General features: G+C 73.0%; 17 protein-coding genes and 1 pseudogene. 12 read left to right on the plus strand and 6 right to left on the minus strand.

Features of this window, described 5'->3' with window-relative positions:
- The first annotated feature begins 163 nt into the window (after positions 1–163).
- The gene (locus tag AB0O07_RS12370; protein WP_365631558.1) at positions 164–685 is read left to right on the plus strand and encodes a DUF4240 domain-containing protein; all 522 of its coding nucleotides are present in this window, start codon (positions 164–166) and stop codon (positions 683–685) included.
- A gap of 51 nt (positions 686–736) precedes the next feature.
- Here the strand turns inward: AB0O07_RS12370 and AB0O07_RS12375 are convergent, their stop codons facing one another.
- Positions 737–1,312 (minus strand): GNAT family N-acetyltransferase, encoded by a 576-nt coding sequence (locus AB0O07_RS12375; protein WP_365631056.1) that lies wholly within the window; start codon positions 1,310–1,312, stop codon positions 737–739.
- A 43-nt stretch (positions 1,313–1,355) separates the two neighbouring features.
- Between AB0O07_RS12375 and AB0O07_RS12380 the strand changes: the two genes are divergently transcribed.
- Complete coding sequence (locus AB0O07_RS12380; RefSeq protein WP_365631058.1) at positions 1,356–2,243, plus strand: TIGR01777 family oxidoreductase; 888 nt, start codon at positions 1,356–1,358, stop codon at positions 2,241–2,243.
- Between the two features lie 433 nt (positions 2,244–2,676).
- Complete coding sequence (locus AB0O07_RS12385) at positions 2,677–3,999, plus strand: NAD(P)/FAD-dependent oxidoreductase (RefSeq protein WP_365631059.1); 1,323 nt, start codon at positions 2,677–2,679, stop codon at positions 3,997–3,999.
- Positions 4,000–4,200: 201 nt separating this feature from the next.
- Here the strand turns inward: AB0O07_RS12385 and AB0O07_RS12390 are convergent, their stop codons facing one another.
- On the minus strand, positions 4,201–5,934 hold the full coding sequence (locus tag AB0O07_RS12390) for a regulator (RefSeq protein ID WP_365631061.1): 1,734 nt from the start codon (positions 5,932–5,934) through the stop codon (positions 4,201–4,203).
- A 385-nt stretch (positions 5,935–6,319) separates the two neighbouring features.
- Between AB0O07_RS12390 and lipB the strand changes: the two genes are divergently transcribed.
- From lipB to AB0O07_RS12410, 4 genes are all read left to right on the plus strand, one after another.
- Positions 6,320–7,186: a lipoyl(octanoyl) transferase LipB gene (lipB, locus tag AB0O07_RS12395; protein WP_365631063.1), complete on the plus strand. Its 867-nt coding sequence runs from the start codon at positions 6,320–6,322 to the stop codon at positions 7,184–7,186.
- A gap of 166 nt (positions 7,187–7,352) precedes the next feature.
- Positions 7,353–8,321, plus strand: a complete 969-nt coding sequence (locus tag AB0O07_RS12400) for a lipoyl synthase (RefSeq protein WP_365631065.1) — start codon at positions 7,353–7,355, stop codon at positions 8,319–8,321.
- Between the two features lie 382 nt (positions 8,322–8,703).
- Positions 8,704–8,997, plus strand: coding sequence for a hypothetical protein (locus tag AB0O07_RS12405; RefSeq protein ID WP_365631623.1), 294 nt, complete (start codon positions 8,704–8,706; stop codon positions 8,995–8,997).
- A gap of 10 nt (positions 8,998–9,007) precedes the next feature.
- Positions 9,008–9,706 carry a DUF4191 domain-containing protein gene (locus tag AB0O07_RS12410; RefSeq protein WP_365631067.1) on the plus strand — a complete coding sequence of 233 codons (699 nt, stop codon included), beginning with the start codon at positions 9,008–9,010 and terminating at the stop codon, positions 9,704–9,706.
- A gap of 266 nt (positions 9,707–9,972) precedes the next feature.
- Here the strand turns inward: AB0O07_RS12410 and AB0O07_RS12415 are convergent, their stop codons facing one another.
- Positions 9,973–10,440: an RDD family protein gene (locus tag AB0O07_RS12415; protein WP_365631069.1), complete on the minus strand. Its 468-nt coding sequence runs from the start codon at positions 10,438–10,440 to the stop codon at positions 9,973–9,975.
- Positions 10,441–10,636: 196 nt separating this feature from the next.
- On the opposite strand from AB0O07_RS12415, the gene glnA reads away from it, so the two are divergent.
- The 3 genes and pseudogenes from glnA to AB0O07_RS12430 form a co-directional block, all read left to right on the plus strand.
- Positions 10,637–12,046, plus strand: coding sequence for a type I glutamate--ammonia ligase (gene glnA, locus AB0O07_RS12420; protein WP_365631071.1), 1,410 nt, complete (start codon positions 10,637–10,639; stop codon positions 12,044–12,046).
- A 162-nt stretch (positions 12,047–12,208) separates the two neighbouring features.
- Entirely contained in the window at positions 12,209–13,117 is a 909-nt protein-coding gene (locus tag AB0O07_RS12425; RefSeq protein ID WP_365631073.1) for an aminoglycoside phosphotransferase family protein, read from the plus strand.
- Between the two features lie 86 nt (positions 13,118–13,203).
- Positions 13,204–13,381: pseudogene (locus AB0O07_RS12430) on the plus strand (FAD-dependent oxidoreductase); the annotation flags it as partial.
- 11 nt (positions 13,382–13,392) lie between these two features.
- Here the strand turns inward: AB0O07_RS12430 and crcB are convergent.
- The 3 genes from crcB to AB0O07_RS12445 are packed head-to-tail and all read right to left on the minus strand — an operon-like array spanning position 13,393 to position 14,590.
- Positions 13,393–13,767: a fluoride efflux transporter CrcB gene (gene crcB, locus AB0O07_RS12435; RefSeq protein ID WP_365631075.1), complete on the minus strand. Its 375-nt coding sequence runs from the start codon at positions 13,765–13,767 to the stop codon at positions 13,393–13,395.
- A complete protein-coding gene (locus AB0O07_RS12440; RefSeq protein WP_365631077.1) occupies positions 13,764–14,168 on the minus strand; it encodes a DUF190 domain-containing protein in 405 nt (134 codons plus the stop codon). Before AB0O07_RS12440 ends, crcB begins: the two co-directional genes overlap by 4 nt.
- Complete coding sequence (locus AB0O07_RS12445; protein ID WP_365631079.1) at positions 14,165–14,590, minus strand: CrcB family protein; 426 nt, start codon at positions 14,588–14,590, stop codon at positions 14,165–14,167. The genes AB0O07_RS12440 and AB0O07_RS12445 overlap by 4 nt, the downstream gene beginning before the upstream one ends.
- A gap of 236 nt (positions 14,591–14,826) precedes the next feature.
- Here AB0O07_RS12445 and AB0O07_RS12450 point away from each other — a divergent pair, with 236 nt between their 5' ends.
- Both AB0O07_RS12450 and AB0O07_RS12455 read left to right on the plus strand, forming a co-directional pair.
- Positions 14,827–16,764: an SMI1/KNR4 family protein gene (locus tag AB0O07_RS12450; RefSeq protein WP_365631081.1), complete on the plus strand. Its 1,938-nt coding sequence runs from the start codon at positions 14,827–14,829 to the stop codon at positions 16,762–16,764.
- Positions 16,761–17,306 carry a GNAT family N-acetyltransferase gene (locus tag AB0O07_RS12455; protein WP_365631083.1) on the plus strand — a complete coding sequence of 182 codons (546 nt, stop codon included), beginning with the start codon at positions 16,761–16,763 and terminating at the stop codon, positions 17,304–17,306. The genes AB0O07_RS12450 and AB0O07_RS12455 overlap by 4 nt, the downstream gene beginning before the upstream one ends.
- Positions 17,307–17,329: the final 23 nt, after the last annotated feature.

Genomic DNA, 17,329 nt, shown 5'->3' on the forward strand with positions numbered 1-17,329 from the left:
CCCGGATCGCTCCCGGGGCGCGGCCGGAGCGCTCCCGGAGCGCGCCCCGGTCTCCGTCAGGTCTCCTTCCGGCGTACCGCGGATGTCCCGCAGGTCACGGTAGACCCACGGTTCACGACTCCGCGTGCGCCGCCCCCGTTCAGGCAGGATGCTTGTTCCCGTGATGGACGAGACGGAGTTCTGGGAGATCATCGACACCACCCGCGAGGCCGCCGACGGCGACCCCGAGGACCATGCCGATCTGCTGGTCGAGCGGTTGCTGCGGCTCGATCCCGACTCCGTACTGGACTTCGCGCGGCACTTCGAGTCGCGCTACAACCGCGCGTACCGCTGGGACCTGTGGGGCGCGGCGGCCGTGCTGCTCGACGGTGCGAGCGACGACGCCTTCGACTACTTCCGCTGCTGGCTGATCGGGCAGGGCCGGGAGGTCTTCGAGGGCGGGGTGCACGACCCGGACAGCCTGGCCGATCTGCTGGACGACTTCGACGAGACGGTCGACGGGGACGGCGAGGAGCTGGGGTACGCGGCGGACGAGGCGTACGAGCAGCTCACCGGGGTGGTGGCACCGGCCCTGGGGATCGCGGCGCAGCAGGCCGAGCCGGAGGGCACCCCGCTGGACTTCGAGGACGAGGCGGCGCTGGCGGAGCGCTTCCCCAGACTGACGGAGCGCTTCGGCCCCGAGTGAGGCACGCTGAATGCGGCCATCGGGCCGTCGCCGGCCGCCTTCAGTCCGCCTTCAACTCAGCGACATCCCCATCAGCACGTCGTCGGCATACGCCCCGTCCAGCAGGAACTCCCCCGGCAGGACCCCCTCCACCTGGAACCCCTCGGCCTCGTAGAGCGCCCGTGCCGGCGCGTTGTGGCCCAGGACGCGCAGGGTCAGCCGGCGGGCGCCCTGGTTCCGCGCGTGCAGGACACCGGCGCGGAGCAGGGCGCGCGCCACGCCCCGGCCGCGTGCCCAGGGCTGGACGGCGAGGCCCTGGATCTGCCGTACATGGGCGTTGCTGGCGAGGGCGGTGGGCCGGGCGACCCGGATGTACCCCACGATGTCGTCCTCCCGCCCCTCGGCGCCGGGGATGCCACCGGGACCGCCCGGCCCGCCGGGATCGCCGGGATCGCCGAACGCGTCGAGCTCGGCGACGAGAAAGTCCTCGGGCCGGTGGAGCGCGTCGAAGAAGGGCCCGTACGGCGGGAGCGGGCGCGGGGTGACGGCGTGCAGCGTCGACCAGGTCACCCGGTCGAGCGCGCCGAGGGCGTCGTCGTCGGAGCGGACGGCGGGGCGCACGACGGGGCGTATCCGAGGTTCCACCATGGCGTAACTGTGCCATGTGAGGCTTCAGGGGCAGGATGGGCGCATGAAAATCGCGGTCACCGGCTCGACCGGGCTCATCGGTACGGCACTTGTCGCTTCCCTGCGCGCGGACGGGCACGAGGTGGTGCGCCTGGTGCGGCGCGCGGCGCGGTCCGCCGACGAGATCGCATGGGACCCCGTACGGCAGACCATCGACGCGGGGAAGCTCAACGGCTGCGGCGCGGTGGTCCATCTCGCGGGGGCGGGGATCGGGGACCGGCGCTGGAGCGAGGCGTACCAGCGGGAGCTGCGCGACTCCCGCGTGCTCGGCACGGCCACCCTCGCCGAGGCCCTGACCACGCTCGACGCGCCGCCCGCTGTGCTGGTCTCCGGTTCGGCGATCGGGTTCTACGGCTATACGGACGGCCGGCGGGTGGACGAGAGCGCCCCGCCCGGGGACGGCTTCCTGTCCGGGCTCTGCGTGGCGTGGGAGGAGGCCGCGTCCCCCGCCGAGGAGGCGGGCATCCGTACGGTCTTCACCCGCACGGGCCTGGTGGTCGCGCGCGGCGGCGGCGCGTGGGGCAAGCTCTTCCCGCTCTTCCGGGCCGGCCTGGGCGGCCGGCTGGGCTCGGGCGACCAGTACTGGAGCTTCATCGCCCTGCACGACGAGGTGGCGGCGCTGCGCCATGTCATCGACACGGAGGAGCTGACGGGCCCGGTCAACCTGACGGCCCCGGAGCCGGTCACCAACCGCGAGGTGACGGCGGCCATGGGCCGGGTCCTCCACCGCCCCACCCCGTTCCCGGTCCCGGCGGCGGCCCTGCGGCTGGCGGTGGGCGGGCTGGCCGAGGACATCGTGGGCAGCCAGCGGGTGATCCCAACGAGGCTGCTGGAGTCCGGCTTCACCTTCGCGTTCCCGACGGTCGACGAGGCGGTACGGGCCGCGCTGTAGCGCCCGGGGCTCGTCCGGACGCGCTCGGGCTCCGGGCGGCCGGGGAGAGCCGGGGCGGACCGGGAGCGCAGGGGGAGCGGGCCGGGGCGGTACGGGAGGGCGCGGTGCCGCCGTACGTACGGTACGGGGACGGGCCCGGGCCCGTACCGTACGCACCGCGCGTACCGTCACCGCCGGTACGGCGGGCGCCGGGTGGCCCCGCCCCGGGGCCCGGTGGCCCGCCACCCCGGAGGCGAGTGGTCCCGCCCCGGGGCGGGTGGTCCGGCCCCCCTCCCGGGGCGGCGCGCACCCCCCATGCTTCGGTGCCCCCGCCCGCGCGCGTCGGCGCGGGGGGTTCCCGTCCCTACGCTCAGGCGGGAACCCGGGCGTTCCGGGGCCGGTGCGGATGCCGGTCCCGCCCCGCCGCCCGGCCGCGTCGACCCGGGGAGGGCACGTGCTCAGTACCGCACTCGGCACCGCGCACCACGCAGACGTCGTCATCATCGGGGCCGGTCTGGCCGGTCTCTCCGCCGCGCACCACCTCACCGGCGCGGGCGTCACGGTCACCGTCCTGGAGGCCGCTCCCCGCGTCGGCGGCCGGATGACCACGGACGACGTCGACGGCTTCCGGCTGGACCGGGGCGGGCGGCTGCTCACCGCCGCGTACCCGGATCTGCTCCGTACCCCGGGCCTCGAAGGCGTCGCGGTCCGGATGTTCTCGCCGGGGGTGCTCGTGCACAGCGACGGCAGGAACTACCGTACCGGCGCCGTCGGGAGCGCACGGAGCGCACTCACTGTCGCGCGCGCCCTGGCGAGCGCCCCCCGTCCGCCGCTGGGCGGCGCGGTCGACCAGGCGCGGCTCGGCGCGGCCCTGGGGCGCCTCGCCGCGACCCCGACGGCCCGGCTGCTGGCCCGGCCCGAACGGACCGCCGGGGAGGCCCTGGCGGTGCGCGGGCTGCCCGCCCGTACCGTCAACGGCTTCATCCGGCCCCTCCTCACCGCGCTGCTCTGCGACCCCGGGCTGCGCACGTCGAGCCGGAGCGCCGACCTCGCGCTGCGGGCCTTCGCCCGGGGTCGGCTCTTCGTCCCGGCGGGCGGCGCGGGCACCCTCACCGATCTGCTGGCGCGGACGCTGCCGGAGGGCACCGTCGTGACGGACGTCTGTGTCACGGACACGTCGATAGACCGTGTGACCACCAAGGAGCACGGCGAGATCGCCTGCCGTTCGCTGGTCCTGGCGACCGGCGCGCGCGCCGCCGCCGAACTCCTGCCGGGGCTGCGGGTACCGAAGTTCCACCCGGTGACCGTGGTGCACCACACCGCGCCCGCCGCCCCGCTCGCCGAACCCGCGCTGCTGCTCGACGCCGACCGCTCGGGCCCCGTCACCCACACCGCCGTGATGAGCGCGGTGGACCCCTCGCGCGCCCCGCGGGGCCGCGTGCTGATCTCCTCCACGGTGCTCGGTACGCCGCCCCCGGCCGCCGAACTGGACCGTACGGTCCGGGAGCACCTGGGGCGGCTGTACGGGGTGGGGACGCACGACTGGGAGCTGCTGGCGGCCCATCACGACCCGGAGTCCGTCCCCGCGATGGACCCGCCGCACGACCCGCGCCGGCCGGTGCGGGTGCTGTCGGGGCTGTACGTGTGCGGCGACCACCGGGACACCAACACCGTGCAGGGGGCGCTCTTCTCGGGCCGCCGCGCGGCGCACGCGATCCTCCGCGATCTGGGCGTACGCCCGGCGTACGAGACGGCGCCGATGCCCGCCGTCGCGTAGGCCGCCGTCGCGCGTCGCGCGCGCCGCCATCGCGCAGGCGTCGTCGCGCAGGACGCCGTCGCGTGCGCCGGGCGCCGGTGACGGACCGGGGGCGCGTCCGACGGCGCCCGGCCCGGCCGTACGCCCCTTCCCGCTCCGGTCCCGTCCGGGTGTCGACCTCCCCCGGACGGGACCGGCTCACCACCCCGTGGCGCGGCCGGCTCAGCCGATGGCGGCCACCCGGTCGCGGTAGTTCCGTACGGCCGCCGCGTCCCGGAACGGCTCCAGCCGCCGCTCGAAGTCCCGTACGTACTCGGCGGCGCGCGCCGACCGCATCTCCGCGGCCTGCTGGGCCGCCTCGGCGCCGAGCACGCACGCCTGGTCCAGCTCGCCGAGGCCGAGGCGTCCGCAGGCGAGCACGACGCGGCAGAAGAGGCGGCTGCGGGCGTACTCGGGGGCGCGGAGCTGGAGCGAGCGCTCCGCGTGCTGCACGGAGCTCCGGTGCTGCTGGAGGTCGCGGTGGCAGTGGGCCACCTCGTCCGCGAGCTGCGCCTCGTCGAAGAAGCGCGCCCAGCGCGGTGTCTCGTCGCCGGAGCGCACGGCCTCCAGGGCGCGTTCGGCCCGTACGAGTGAGGACGCGCACGCCCGCGCGTCCACGAGCACACCGTGGCCGCGCGCCTCCGCCGCGTGCAGCAGCGCCTGGACGACCGGGGGCGCGGCGGCGCCGATGCCCTGCTGGGCGACGCGGGCGAGCTGGACCGCCTCGCGGCCGTGGCCGAGGTAGACGGCCTGCCGGCTCATGGTGACCAGGACGTACGAGCCGTACGCGCGGTCCCCGGCGGCCTGGGAGAGCCGGAGCGCCTGCACGAAGTACCGCTGGGCGAGGCCGTGCGCGGCGATGTCGTACGAGGTCCACCCGGCGAGCCGGGTGAGGTCCGCTGCGGCGGCGAAGAGCTTGCGGCCGGTGGACTCGCCGTACCGGCCGCGCAGCATCGGTTCCGCCTCGTGCTCCAGGTAGCGCACGAGGGCCTGGCGGGCGTGGCCGCCGCCGTAGGCGTGGTCGAGGGTGCGGAAGAGGTCGCCGACGGAGCGCAGCGCCTCGATGTCGCCGGTGGTGACGCGCTGGCCGACGGCGCGTTCGGTGCGCTGGCGCGGCACGGCGAGCGGTGGGGCGGACGGGACGGCGGCGGTCTGGGGAGCGGACGCGGGGTGGGCCGGGGGTCTGCCCTGGCCGCCGGGTCTGGCGGCGGCGTGGGCGGCGGCGTGGGCCTGCGCCTGGGCGGGCACGCGGGCGGAGGTGCCGGTGGTGCCGGTGGTACGGGCGGGGCGGTGCGGGACGAGGCCGGGGGCACCGGGGTTTCCGGGGCCTCCGGGGGTACGGCCGGGACCGGACCCGGATGGTCCCGTTCCGGCCCCGGGGAGGGCGCCGGGGGCGGCTCCGTGGGCGCCCGGTCCGGCTCCTGCGCCCGGTCCGGCTCCGGCCGGCAGGGCGGCGGGGCCGGGGTGGGCGACCCGCTCGTCGGCGCGGCCGATCAGCCAGTCGCGGCTGGGGACGACCAGCCCGGCCGGGGTGAACGCGATCTTGCGGAGTTCGCTGTGGCTGCCGGAGTCCTTGCGCCACAGCCCGCCGACGATGTCGACGGCTTCTTCGGGGGTGGAGGCGAATTCGAGGCCCGCGTAGACCGGGGCACAGGCGTCCAGGCCCAGGTCCTGCGCGGAGAGCCGGCGTCCGAGCCGGCGGGTGAAGACCTCGGCGATGAGTGCGGGCGTGGTGCCGCGCGGCTGCTGACCGCGCAGCCACCGGGTCACCGACGTCTTGTCGTACCGCAGATCGAGGCCGTGCTCAAGGCCGAGCTGGTCCACCCGGCGGGCGAGGCCCGCGTGGGAGAATCCCGCTTCCGCGATGAGCGCGGCGAGCTGGCGGTTGGGGGTGCGCTGCGGAGGTCGTTCCGACATGTGCTGTACGGTCTCCTGCCTTCCGGGCCCGGGGAGCAGCCCTATGGAACGGCGCGAATGTAGTAGGCGTAACGGGTCTCACTGGGGCGTTCGCCCCACATTCATCCGATCGTGTGAGGAGCCCCCGCCTCACTGACGTGGCCCGCGTACGCCCCGGTGGTACGCCGCCTACGCGCCCGCGCCCCGGGGGCGGCGGCCCCGTACCCCTGCCGTATCCGGCCCTCGTCACCCGGCCTTCGTCCTCGTCGGCGGCCCGGCCCGTACACCTGCCCGGCCGGTTGTCGGTGGCCCGCCGTACAGTTGGCGGAGGCTGGGAGTTCCCGGCCGCTGTGGGGCTGTGAGGCCGTAGGGCCGCAAGACTGTCACGCTGTGAGGAGGCTCGGCCGTGAGTGAGCTGCGGTACGTCCATCTGGGGTTCGGCGCGGAGGCGGTGGAGTACCAGGAGGCGTGGCAGAGACAGCGCGAGGTGCACGCCGCCCGGTTCGCGGACGAGATCCCCGACACCTGTCTGCTGCTGGAGCACCCGCCCGTCTACACGGCGGGACGGCGCACGGTGGAGAGCGAGCGCCCCCTCGACGGCACCCCCGTGGTGGACGTGGACCGGGGCGGGAAGATCACCTGGCACGGCCCGGGGCAGCTCGTGGGGTACCCGATCGTGAAGCTGCCCCGCCCGGTGGACGTCGTCGCGCACGTACGCCGCCTGGAGGACGCGCTGATCCGTACCGCCGCCGAGTTCGGCCTGGAGACCAGCCGGGTCGAGGGGCGCAGCGGTGTCTGGGTCCTCGGCGACGCGGTGCCGGAGCGCCCGGCGCCGGGCGGCCAGGGACGGGGCGGCGGCGTACCGGGCGGTGACGTACCGGGCGGCCTCGCGCTGGACCTGGCGCCCGCCCTGGACCCCCGGCTCACGGACGAGGAGTTCGACCCGCGGCTGAACGGTCCGGAGTACGCGCCGTCCAACGCCGGCCAGCGCGGCGAGGACCGCAAGCTCGCGGCGATCGGGATCCGGGTCGCCAAGGGCGTGACCATGCACGGCTTCGCGTTCAATGTGAACCCGGACAACACCTGGTACGACCGGATCGTGCCGTGCGGGATCCGGGACGCGGGGGTCACCTCGCTCGCGAACGAGCTGGGCCGGGACATCACGGTCGCCGAGGTGGTGCCGGTCGTGGAGCGGCATCTGCGGGAGGTCCTGGAGGGGGCCGACCCGAAGCCGCGTGTGATCGAACGCGAGCCCCTGGGGGCGACGGCGTAGCCGGGCCCCCGAGGGCGACGGCCCGGCCGGGAGACCGCTTCCCCCGTACGGGGGAATGCGCCCCTCGGCCCAGGGGTTGCCCAGACGTAAGACCGCGCAATCAACGGGCGTAACCTGGTGTTCGCCGAAGAATCGAATGCCGCGCCAGCAGAGAGAGGTGCCGGACGTGTCCGCTGTCGCACCCGACGGACGCAAGATGCTGCGTCTGGAGGTCCGGAACAGCCAGACCCCCATCGAGCGCAAGCCCGAGTGGATCAAGACCCGGGCGAAAATGGGTCCCGAGTACCAACGGCTTCAGAAGCTCGTGAAGGGCGAGGGGCTGCACACGGTCTGCCAGGAGGCCGGCTGTCCGAACATCTTCGAGTGCTGGGAGGACCGCGAGGCGACCTTCCTCATCGGCGGCGAACAGTGCACGCGGCGGTGTGACTTCTGCCTGATCGACACGGGCAAGCCGGAGCCGCTGGACCGCGACGAACCGCGCCGCGTGGGCGAGTCGGTCGTCACGATGGACCTGAACTACGCCACGATCACCGGCGTCGCCCGCGACGACCTGCCGGACGGCGGCGCCTGGCTCTACGCGGAGACCGTGCGCCAGATCCACGCGCAGACCGCCGGGCGGGAGAGCGGCCACACCAAGGTCGAGCTGCTGATCCCCGACTTCAACGCGGTGCCCGAGCAGCTCGCCGAGGTCTTCTCGTCCCGGCCCGAGGTGCTCGCCCACAATGTGGAGACGGTGCCCCGGATCTTCAAGCGGATCCGCCCCGGCTTCCGGTACGAGCGCTCCCTCGACGTGATCACGCGGGCCCGTGAGGCCGGTCTGATCACCAAGTCCAACCTGATCCTGGGCATGGGCGAGACCCGCGAGGAGATCAGCGAGGCGCTGCGCCAGCTCCACGAGGCGGGGTGCGAGCTGATCACGATCACCCAGTACCTCCGTCCTTCCCCGCGCCACCACCCCGTCGAGCGCTGGGTGAAGCCGCAGGAGTTCGTGGAGCTGAAGGACGAGGCCGACGCGATCGGCTACTCCGGTGTGATGTCGGGGCCGCTGGTGCGCTCGTCGTACCGCGCGGGCCGGCTCTACCAGCAGGCGATGGAGCGCCGGGGCGCCCTGGCGGCCCCCGCCCCCGCGCTGTGAAGCGCCGCACGGCGTGAAGCGTGCACCGAGTGAACCGCCGCACCGCGTGACCCGCCGCACGGCGTGAGGCGTGCACTGGGTGGAGCACGCACTGTGTGAATCGCCGCACAAGCGACTACTCCCGAGTAGCGCGGGGTGCACCGCGGTCCGTAACCTTTTCCGCAGGCCGGGGACGGGGTACGGGCCGCGCGGGCGTTTCCGGGGGCGGGTTGTTCCGCTCGTCGGGGTTTCATCCGCGTTTGACCGGTCGGTCACGCCCTGGTAACACCGGTGCGTGACACTGAACGCACACTCCGCGAACAGACGTCCGATGCCCCACCCCCACTCCTCGCCCGTTCTCCGCACGTCTGCCGTCACCACTCCCGAGGGGACCCCCGTCATCATGCAGGCCGCACCGGTACGACCCACCAGCGTCACCGAGGCGGTGGCGACAGCCGCGACAGCCATATCCGGCCGCCCCGCCCTCACCCGTCCCGCCCTCGCTCGCCCGGCCCTCACCCGTCCGGCCCTCACCGCGCTCCGCGCCGTGGAGACCCTGTTCCTCAGCGGCGGCCAGCGCACGGCACGCCGTAACGCCTGGACGGCGGTCCTGGAGGACCGGCGCAGGGCAAAGGACCGGGTCGAGACGGAGCACGTACTGGAGGCCGTGTCGGACGCCACTTCCCACGCCCCGTAAACTTCTGGGTATGGCGAGGAAGGACAACGCAGAAACTGCTGCGAACCAAGGGCGACTGAAGCAGATCGCCCTCACCTACAAGATGACCCGGCGGGCCGACTCGAAGGTCGGGCTTGTCGTCGGTGGTGTGGGAATCGTCACCTTCGGTGTCTTCCTCGCGATCGGCTTTCTGATCGATCACCCCGTCTATCTGGGGATTCTCGGCTTCATCCTGGCGTTCCTCGCGATGGCGATCGTCTTCGGCCGCCGCGCGGAGCGGGCCGCCTTCGGCCAGATGGAGGGCCAGCCGGGCGCCGCCGCGGCGGTCCTGGAGAACGTGGGCCGGGGCTGGACCACCACCCCGGCCGTGGCCATGAACCGCAGCCAGGACGTCGTCCACCGGGCGGTCGGCAAGGCCGGCATCGTCCTGGTCGGCGAGGGCAACCCGAACCGGGTGAAGGGCCTGCTGGCGGCCGAGAAGAAGAAGATGGCGCGCATCGTGGTGGACGTACCGGTGCACGACATCATCGTCGGCGACGGCGAGGGCCAGGTGCCCCTGAAGAAGGTCCGTACGACGATGCTCAAGTACCCCCGGGTGCTGGCCGGCCCGCAGGTGACGGCGGCGAACGACCGGCTGCGGGCGATGGGCGACCTGATGAGCAACATGCCGCTCCCCAAGGGCCCGATGCCCAAGGGGATGCGCATGCCACGCGGCGGAAAAGCGCGCTAGCGGCCGGGCCGGACGGCCCCACGGCACAGAGCACCCACCCCCGTATCACCCACCCTGTACCACCCACACCCACCCCACACGGAACAAGTACGCGAGAGGGCGGCCGGGAACTCCCCCGGCCGCCCTCTCTGCGTACTCGCCCCCCGATAGGTTCCGGCGTACTCGGCCCCCCGATAGGTTCCGGCGTACTCGCCCCCCCGGTACGTTCCGGCGCACTCGCCCCCGTACGGTTCGAGAGCTTCAGCCCCGTACCTGGTTCGAGAGCTTCAGCCCCGTACCTGAACGGCCCGCCCCAGCCGGTCATGGAGCCCCCGCCCGTCGCGGTCCCAGATCAGCGCGGGGATGGCGAGGCAGAGCAGCACCGTACGGACGAGAACGCGGCCGAGGCCGAGCCGCCCGCCCTCCACGGCGATGACACGAAGGCCGAAAAGGCGCTTGCCCGGGGTGGCTCCCACCGTGCCGACCGTAAGAAGGCTGAGCACGAGAAGCACACCGAGCGCCCAGTTACCCGACGCCTGCCAGTCACGGCCGGCGAGGATTCCGTATGCGATCAGCATGCAGAGCCCCCAGTCGACGAAGAGGGCGCCGAAGCGCCGGCCGAGCGGGGCGACGGAGCCGGGTCCGTGCTCCGGCAGCCCGAGCCGTTCGCCCCGGTAACCGAAGTCGACGCCCATGTTCTCGGCCGCCGCGCGGGGCCCCGAGAGCCACGATCCGATTGCTTCCCTGTTGTCCACCCGACCACGGTACTGCGGCGGGGTGGACGCGCCGGGAACGGGGTTGGTACGGGAGCGACTGGTTAACTTCAACGAAACAAATGGGTCATGCTGGAGAAATCCCGGATACCTAAGGTCGGGTCCAGCGTGTGCCACCGCACTGGCCGCACGACCGATAACCCCCGCCCCTCCCCGGGACGGGAGGAGGAGGAGCTGGATGTTCCAGAACGCCGACGAGGCCAAGAAATTCATCGCCGACGAGGACGTGAAGTTCGTCGACGTCCGCTTCTGCGACCTGCCTGGCGTGATGCAGCACTTCACGATCCCGGCGCGGGCCTTCGACCCGGCGGAGGAGCTGGCCTTCGACGGCTCCTCGATCCGCGGTTTCCAGGCCATCCACGAGTCCGACATGGCGCTGCGCGCGGACCTGTCGACGGCTCGGGTGGACCCGTTCCGCCGGGACAAGACGCTGAACATCAACTTCTTCATCCACGACCCGATCACGGGTGAGCAGTACAGCCGCGACCCGCGCAACATCGCCAAGAAGGCGGAGGCGTACCTCGCCTCCACCGGCATCGCGGACACCGCGTACTTCGGCCCCGAGGCCGAGTTCTACGTCTTCGACAGCGTGCGGTTCAACACGACCGCGAACGAGGGCTTCTACCACATCGACTCCGAGGCCGGCGCCTGGAACACCGGCGCGGTCGAGGACAACCGGGGCTACAAGGTCCGGTACAAGGGCGGCTACTTCCCGGCCCCGCCGGTCGACCACTTCGCCGACCTGCGTGCCGAGATCTCCCTGGAGCTGGAGGCGTCCGGCCTCCAGGTCGAGCGCCAGCACCACGAGGTGGGCACGGCGGGCCAGGCCGAGATCAACTACAAGTTCAACACGCTGCTGGCCGCCGCCGACGACCTGATGCTCTTCAAGTACATCGTGAAGAACGTCGCCTGGCGCAACGGCAAGACCGCGACCTTCATGCCCAAGCCGATCTTCGGCGACAACGGCTCCGGGATGCACGTCCACCAGTCCCTGTGGCAGGGCGGCACGCCGCTCTTCTACGACGAGCAGGGTTACGCGGGCCTCTCGGACACCGCCCGCTACTACATCGGCGGCATCCTCAAGCACGCCCCGTCGCTGCTCGCCTTCACCAACCCGACGGTGAACTCGTACCACCGCCTGGTCCCCGGCTTCGAGGCCCCGGTCAACCTGGTCTACTCCCAGCGCAACCGCTCCGCCGCGATGCGCATCCCGATCACGGGCTCGAACCCGAAGGCCAAGCGCGTCGAATTCCGCGCCCCGGACCCGTCCTCCAACCCGTACCTGGCCTTCTCCGCCCTCCTCCTGGCAGGCCTGGACGGCGTCAAGAACAAGATCGAGCCCGCCGAGCCGATCGACAAGGACCTCTACGAACTGGCCCCCGAAGAACACGCGGGCGTCCCCCAGGTCCCGACGTCCCTCCCGGCCGTCCTCGACGCCCTGGAAGCCGACAACGAATACCTCCAGGCCGGCGGCGTCTTCACCTCGGACCTGATCGAGACCTGGATCGACTACAAGCGCACCAAGGAAATCGCCCCGATCCAGCTCCGCCCGCACCCGCACGAGTTCGAGCTGTACTTCGACATCTAGAACCCGCCGCGACCAGCACGGCGAACGACGACCGGCGAAGGCCGCCTCCCCTGGAAACGGGGTGGCGGCCTTCGCCGTGCGCGCGGGAGAGGGAGGTCGGCCGGGGGTCCGAGGGGAAAATCCGGTTGCCTCGGGTGGGGTGTGGGGGTCGGATGGGGGGTCATGGGTACAGAGCAGACTCAGATGCACGCGGACATGTTCGTCATGGACGAGGAGCGCGTACGGCGGCTCGTTGCCGGGCAGTTTCCGCGGTGGGCGGGGCTGGCGGTGGTGCGGGTCGCTTCCGGGGGGACGGTCAATGCGATGTACCGGCTCGGCGACGACATGGTCGTACGGTTGCCGCTGGTGCGGGGTGGCGTCGATGACGTGGCGGTCGAGCGGGGGTGGCTGCCCCGGCTCGCGCCCCGGCTGACGGTGTCCGTGCCCGAGGTGCTCGGGGCCGGGGAGGCGGGGGAAGGGTATCCGTGGCCCTGGTCCGTTTATCGGTGGCTGCCCGGTGAGAACCCGGTGGCGGGGGCGTTGCGTGAGCCCGTGGGGCTGGCCTCGGATCTGGCCGGGTTCGTGGGGGCGATGCGGAGTGTCGCGCTGCCGGGCGCGCCCGCGGCTTATCGGGGTGGGCCGCTCGCCTCGGCGGACGCGGGGACCCGGGCGGCGATCGAGGAGCTGCGGGGCATTCCGGAGGAGGGTGTCGACTGTGACGGGGTCCTTGCCGTGTGGGAGGAGGCGGTGCGGGCTCCGGAGTGGGAGGGGGCACCGGTCTGGCTCCATGCCGACCTCATGCCGGGCAATCTGCTGGTCGACGGCGGCGGCCGGCTCGCCTCGGTGATCGACTTCGGCTGTACGGGGGTGGGTGATCCGGCGTGTGATCTGTTCCCGGCCTGGAATCTGCTCCCTGAAGCGGGGAGGGATGTCTTCCGGGAACTCCTGGATGTGGATGACGCCACCTGGGTTCGCGGGCGGGGGCGGGCGCTCTCGCAGGCCGTGCACGCGCTGCCGTACTACCGGAGGACGAACCCCGCTATGGCGGAGAACGCGCGGTATGTGATTCGGGCTGTGTCGGGGTCCCTGTGATGCGTTGTGCGTGATGCGTTGTGCGTGATGCGTTGTGCGTCATGTGTGATGGCGTGCGGCGCTGCTCGGGATGCGGGGGCTCTCCGCTGAAGGACGGCACTCGCCTCGGTGACCTGATGCGGGCCGGGACGAGGCGTCGCGCTCGATTTCACCGCCGGCCAGTGACTGCGGGACGCGGCGGCCGGGTGGGAGAACCGGATCCGGTACGCGGCGGATCCGGCGCGAAACGACCTCGGGGTGGACGCCGTTCTCGTCCGGCCCGACTGTCCCCCTCCCTATGGCCAGAGTGCCCCTGCCAGCGTTACGCCCGCGTAGACCGCTGCCAGGCCCGCCGCCACACTCCCCAGGACATTGGCGGCGGCGTAGAGGTGGGCACCCGCTTCGGTGAGGCGGAGGGTCTCGTAGCTGAAAGTGGAGTACGTGGTCAGCGCGCCGCAGAGGCCGGTGCCCAGGAGGAGTTGGACGGAGTCGGAGGCCGCGCCCGCGGTCACCGCGCCGGTGACCAGGCCGAGGATGAGGCAGCCCGTCACGTTGACGGTGAAGGTGCCCCAGGGGAAGAGCGAGTCGTGGCGCTGCTGGACGGTGCGGTCGGTCAGATAGCGCAGGGGGGCTCCCACGGCGGCGCCCAGGATGACCAGGAGCCAGTTCAACGGGGCGTCGCCTCCCCTTCGGCGCCCTGGCTTCCGTCGGCGGGATGGCTTCCGCCGGCGTCCTGGCTTCCGCCCGCGTGGTGGATGACCTCGCAGGCGTCCAGGGTGGCCAGGCCGTCGCCGAGGAGTTCCTCGATCTCGGGCAGGAAGGCCCTGACGCGCTCCTCGGTGTCGATGATCACCACCGCCACCGGCAGGTCCTCGCTGAGCGAGAGCAGCCGCTGGGTGTGGATCATCGAGGAGGCGCCGAAGCCCTCGATACCGCGGAACACGCTGGCACCCGCGAGCCCCGCGCCATGGGCGCGGTGGACGATCTCCGTATGAACGGGCCTGTGGTGCCACAGGTCGCTCTCACCGAGGAAGATCGTCAGCCGGAGCGCCGAGCCGGTCAGTCTGGTCATGTCTGCCTCCACACCCGTACGCGGCGGGTCGCCCACACCGCACTCCACACCGCCGCGAACGCGGCGAGCAAGGTCAGCCCCAGATACGCCGCCCCGGTGCCCGCCCGGCCGTGCGCCACCAGGCGCTGGAAGTCCACCGCGTACGTCGAGAACGTGGTGAAGCCGCCCAGGACCCCCGTGCCGAAGAAGGGCCTGACCAGGTGGTGCGCCGTCCACACCTCCGTGATCACCACCATGAAGACGCCGATCACCGCGCACCCCACCGCGTTCACCAGGAGGGTCGTCCAGGGGAAGGCCCCCGGGGCCGTGGGCCAGAGGAGGGCCGCTCCGTAGCGGGCGGAGGCGCCTGTCGCGCCGCCCAGGGAGACGACGGCGATCGTCGGGAGCTGAGCCGGTAGTCGGCCGGGGAGCCGAGGTGTCACAGGGTTCTCCTACTCGCCGGGCACCCGCAGCCGGGCGCGCTTCATCGCAAGTAGGGACCGTTGGCGGTGGTCACGGTCGTCGCCGTGGTCGCACCGCGGTTCGGGTACGGCGGGCCCCACCGCCGTTGTCCTGCTCCGACCAGGCTATCGGGGGACGGGGGCGTTCTGCCAGCCAGGGCGGGGGTTCCGGCGGGCGGGAGGGGGCGTTGTCAGTGGGCGCTGGCACCATGAACGGCATGAAGACCTACAACTGGCTTCCCTTCCTCGAACGGTGGAGCGCGGACTGGGCCGGCTCCCCCGGTGCGCGGGGCGAGGAGGGCGTCGCGGAGGCAGAGGTGCCGTCCTCGGGGTGGCTCGGGTTCGCGGGGGCCGAGGACGAGCGGATCCGGGCGCTGGAGGCGCGGCTCGGGGCCGGTGTGGTGCTGCCGCCGACCTACCGGTCGTTCCTCGCGGTCACGGACGGATGGCGCGCCGCCGGGACGGGGGTACGGGGCGTGGTGGGGGCCGTGGAGGGGGTTCGGTGGGGCGACGAGAAAGGGGATGGGGGTGGGGGTGGGGGTGGGGGTGGAGAAGTGGATGGGGAAGGGGGTGGGGGCGCGGATTCGGGGCGGTTGCTGCTCTCCGCCGCTTCCGGTCCGGTGCGGGTGCTGCTCGATCCGGGGGAGGTGAACGCCGACGGGGAGTGGGCCGCGTACCTCCGCGAGGGGGAGCAGGAGTCGCGTCACGAGTCCTTCATGGAGCTGATGCAGAGCATGTTCCGTGCCTTCCAGCGCGAGGGCGGGAAGACCCCGGGGTTCGCGAACGACACGACGCGGGAGCTGGACACGGCCGTCGAGGAGGCGCGGCTGGCCTGTCTGCGCGGGGAGGCGGTCGACGGGCCCCTGAAGGTGTTCACCGAGGCGGAGGAGTGCGGCCGGCCAGGCGCCCAGGAGCTGCGCCGCCAGCTCGACGCGCTGGTGGGTGGGGGGCTGCCGGGGGTTGCGGTTGTCGTGGCGCGTACGTACCGGGATGAAGGGCCTGGGGGTTCCGGCGGCTCCGGGGGCTTCGGCTCTGCGGTGGACGCGGCTCGGGAGCGGGCGCGCTGGGGGGACACCGAGGGCGCCTGGCGCACCCTCGCGGCCGCTATCGGCGAGTGGGAGCCGTACGGTGGCGAGCTCCTCGGTCCTGTCGGGCTGCTGGCGGACCCCCTGCTCGGGCCGGTGATCACTCCGGAGCGCGGGCAGTATCTGCTGGAGACACCCCGGAGTGCGGAGGGACGGGCGGCGGCGGAGGGACCGGAAGCAGTGGAGGGGGCAGCGGGCGGGGGCGCCTTGTGGGGCTTGGAGGGCTCGGGGGGCTTGGGGGGCTTGGAGGGCTTGGGGGGCTTGGAGGGCTCGGGGGGTTCAGGTAGTTCCGTTGGTTCGGGGGGCGATGGGCTTGCGTGGCTCGCGGACGAGCCGGTTCCGGGGGGCGAGCGCGACGGTGTCTACCGTTTCGTCTTCATACGCGGCGTCTCCCCTGAGGAGCTGGCCGTCCGGATCGGGCGGGGGCCGCTCCAGGCGCTTGCCCGGGCGGATGAGCTCGGGGGCAGGGTTGAAGGTGAGGGTGAGCAGTGGTCGGGGCAGGGGCGGGATGTCGCCCGGGTCGGGCGGTCCGGGGGTGAGTGGAGCTTCGCGTACGAGAGCGGCGCCCGTCTCGCGGACACGTTCGCGCCGGAGCGGCTGACCGACCTGGGCGAGGCGGCCTCGCGGGGCGGCGAGTCGGTCACGGTCTGGTGCGAGCGGGGTGGCCCGGCGGACTCGGGGACCCGGGGCGCCTTTCACTTCTCGTACGCGGAGGACGGGGAGTCGGTCTTCGGGTTCACCGTGCGCGGCGACGAGATCACCGAGGAGTGGGGGGAGTTGCCGGACTCCCTCGATCCTGAGGAGCTTTTCCTCGAACGGGATGAGGAGGAGGGGGAGGCCGGCTCGGGAGGGCGACGGGGGGAGTTTCCGGGGATCGATCCCGACGACGAGTACGAGGCGCTGGCCGCGCTCTCCGAGGAGTTCGGGATCTCCCTGCCGGAGTTCGCCCTGCGCCACGGCCGGCTCCACACCCTCCCGCTGCGCCCCTGGGTCAGGTCGGTCGGGTCGGTCTCGCAGGTCGGGTCGGTCGCGCCGGCCGGGTCCGTACGGCAGGGGCAGGAGCCCGCGTGAGTGGGGTACGGACGGCCGTGATCGAGACGGAGCGGCTGACCCTGCTGCCGCTCAGCGTCGAACACGCGGAGGAGATGGCGGGCGTGCTCTCCGACCCCGCGCTGCATGCGTATATCGGCGGCCGGCCCGCCACGGTGGAGCAACTGCGCATCCGGTACCGGCGCTTGGCCGCAGGCTCGCCCGATCCGGCCTTCTCCTGGTGCAACTGGGTGCTGAGGGAGCGGGCGGGAAGGGGGACGGCGGGGTCGGGCGAGTTGTCCGGTACGGTCCAGGCGACCGTCACCCCGCACCGCACCCGTCCGGAGGAGACGGTCGCCGAGGTCGCGTGGGTGGTGGGGACCCCCTGGCAGGGGCGCGGGTTCGCCACGGAGGCCGCACGCGGGCTGGTGGGGTGGCTGGCCGAGCAGGGCATCGGCACGGTGATCGCCCATATCCATCCGCACCATGAGGCATCGGGCGCGGTCGCCCGCGCCGCCGGGCTCCGTCCCACCGACGAGTGGCACGACGGTGAGGTGCGGTGGCGCCGGTCCCTGGGTGAGTGAGCTGGGCTGGGCTGGGCTGGAGC

This window comes from Streptomyces sp. NPDC093085 (assembly GCF_040683935.1).
Taxonomy (GTDB): Bacteria; Actinomycetota; Actinomycetes; order Streptomycetales; family Streptomycetaceae; genus Streptomyces.

Excerpts from the sequence above, each read along its gene's own strand:
- AB0O07_RS12370 (WP_365631558.1), top strand. The coding sequence starts at position 164 with ATGGACGAGACGGAGTTCTGGGAGATCATCGACACCACCCGCGAGGCC.
- AB0O07_RS12375 (WP_365631056.1), bottom strand. The coding sequence starts at position 1,312 with ATGGTGGAACCTCGGATACGCCCCGTCGTGCGCCCCGCCGTCCGCTCC.
- AB0O07_RS12380 (WP_365631058.1), top strand. The coding sequence starts at position 1,356 with ATGAAAATCGCGGTCACCGGCTCGACCGGGCTCATCGGTACGGCACTT.
- AB0O07_RS12390 (WP_365631061.1), bottom strand. The coding sequence starts at position 5,934 with ATGTCGGAACGACCTCCGCAGCGCACCCCCAACCGCCAGCTCGCCGCG.
- AB0O07_RS12405 (WP_365631623.1), top strand. The coding sequence starts at position 8,704 with ATGCAGGCCGCACCGGTACGACCCACCAGCGTCACCGAGGCGGTGGCG.
- AB0O07_RS12410 (WP_365631067.1), top strand. The coding sequence starts at position 9,008 with ATGGCGAGGAAGGACAACGCAGAAACTGCTGCGAACCAAGGGCGACTG.
- glnA (WP_365631071.1), top strand. The coding sequence starts at position 10,637 with ATGTTCCAGAACGCCGACGAGGCCAAGAAATTCATCGCCGACGAGGAC.
- AB0O07_RS12425 (WP_365631073.1), top strand. The coding sequence starts at position 12,209 with ATGGGTACAGAGCAGACTCAGATGCACGCGGACATGTTCGTCATGGAC.
- AB0O07_RS12440 (WP_365631077.1), bottom strand. The coding sequence starts at position 14,168 with ATGACCAGACTGACCGGCTCGGCGCTCCGGCTGACGATCTTCCTCGGT.
- AB0O07_RS12450 (WP_365631081.1), top strand. The coding sequence starts at position 14,827 with ATGAAGACCTACAACTGGCTTCCCTTCCTCGAACGGTGGAGCGCGGAC.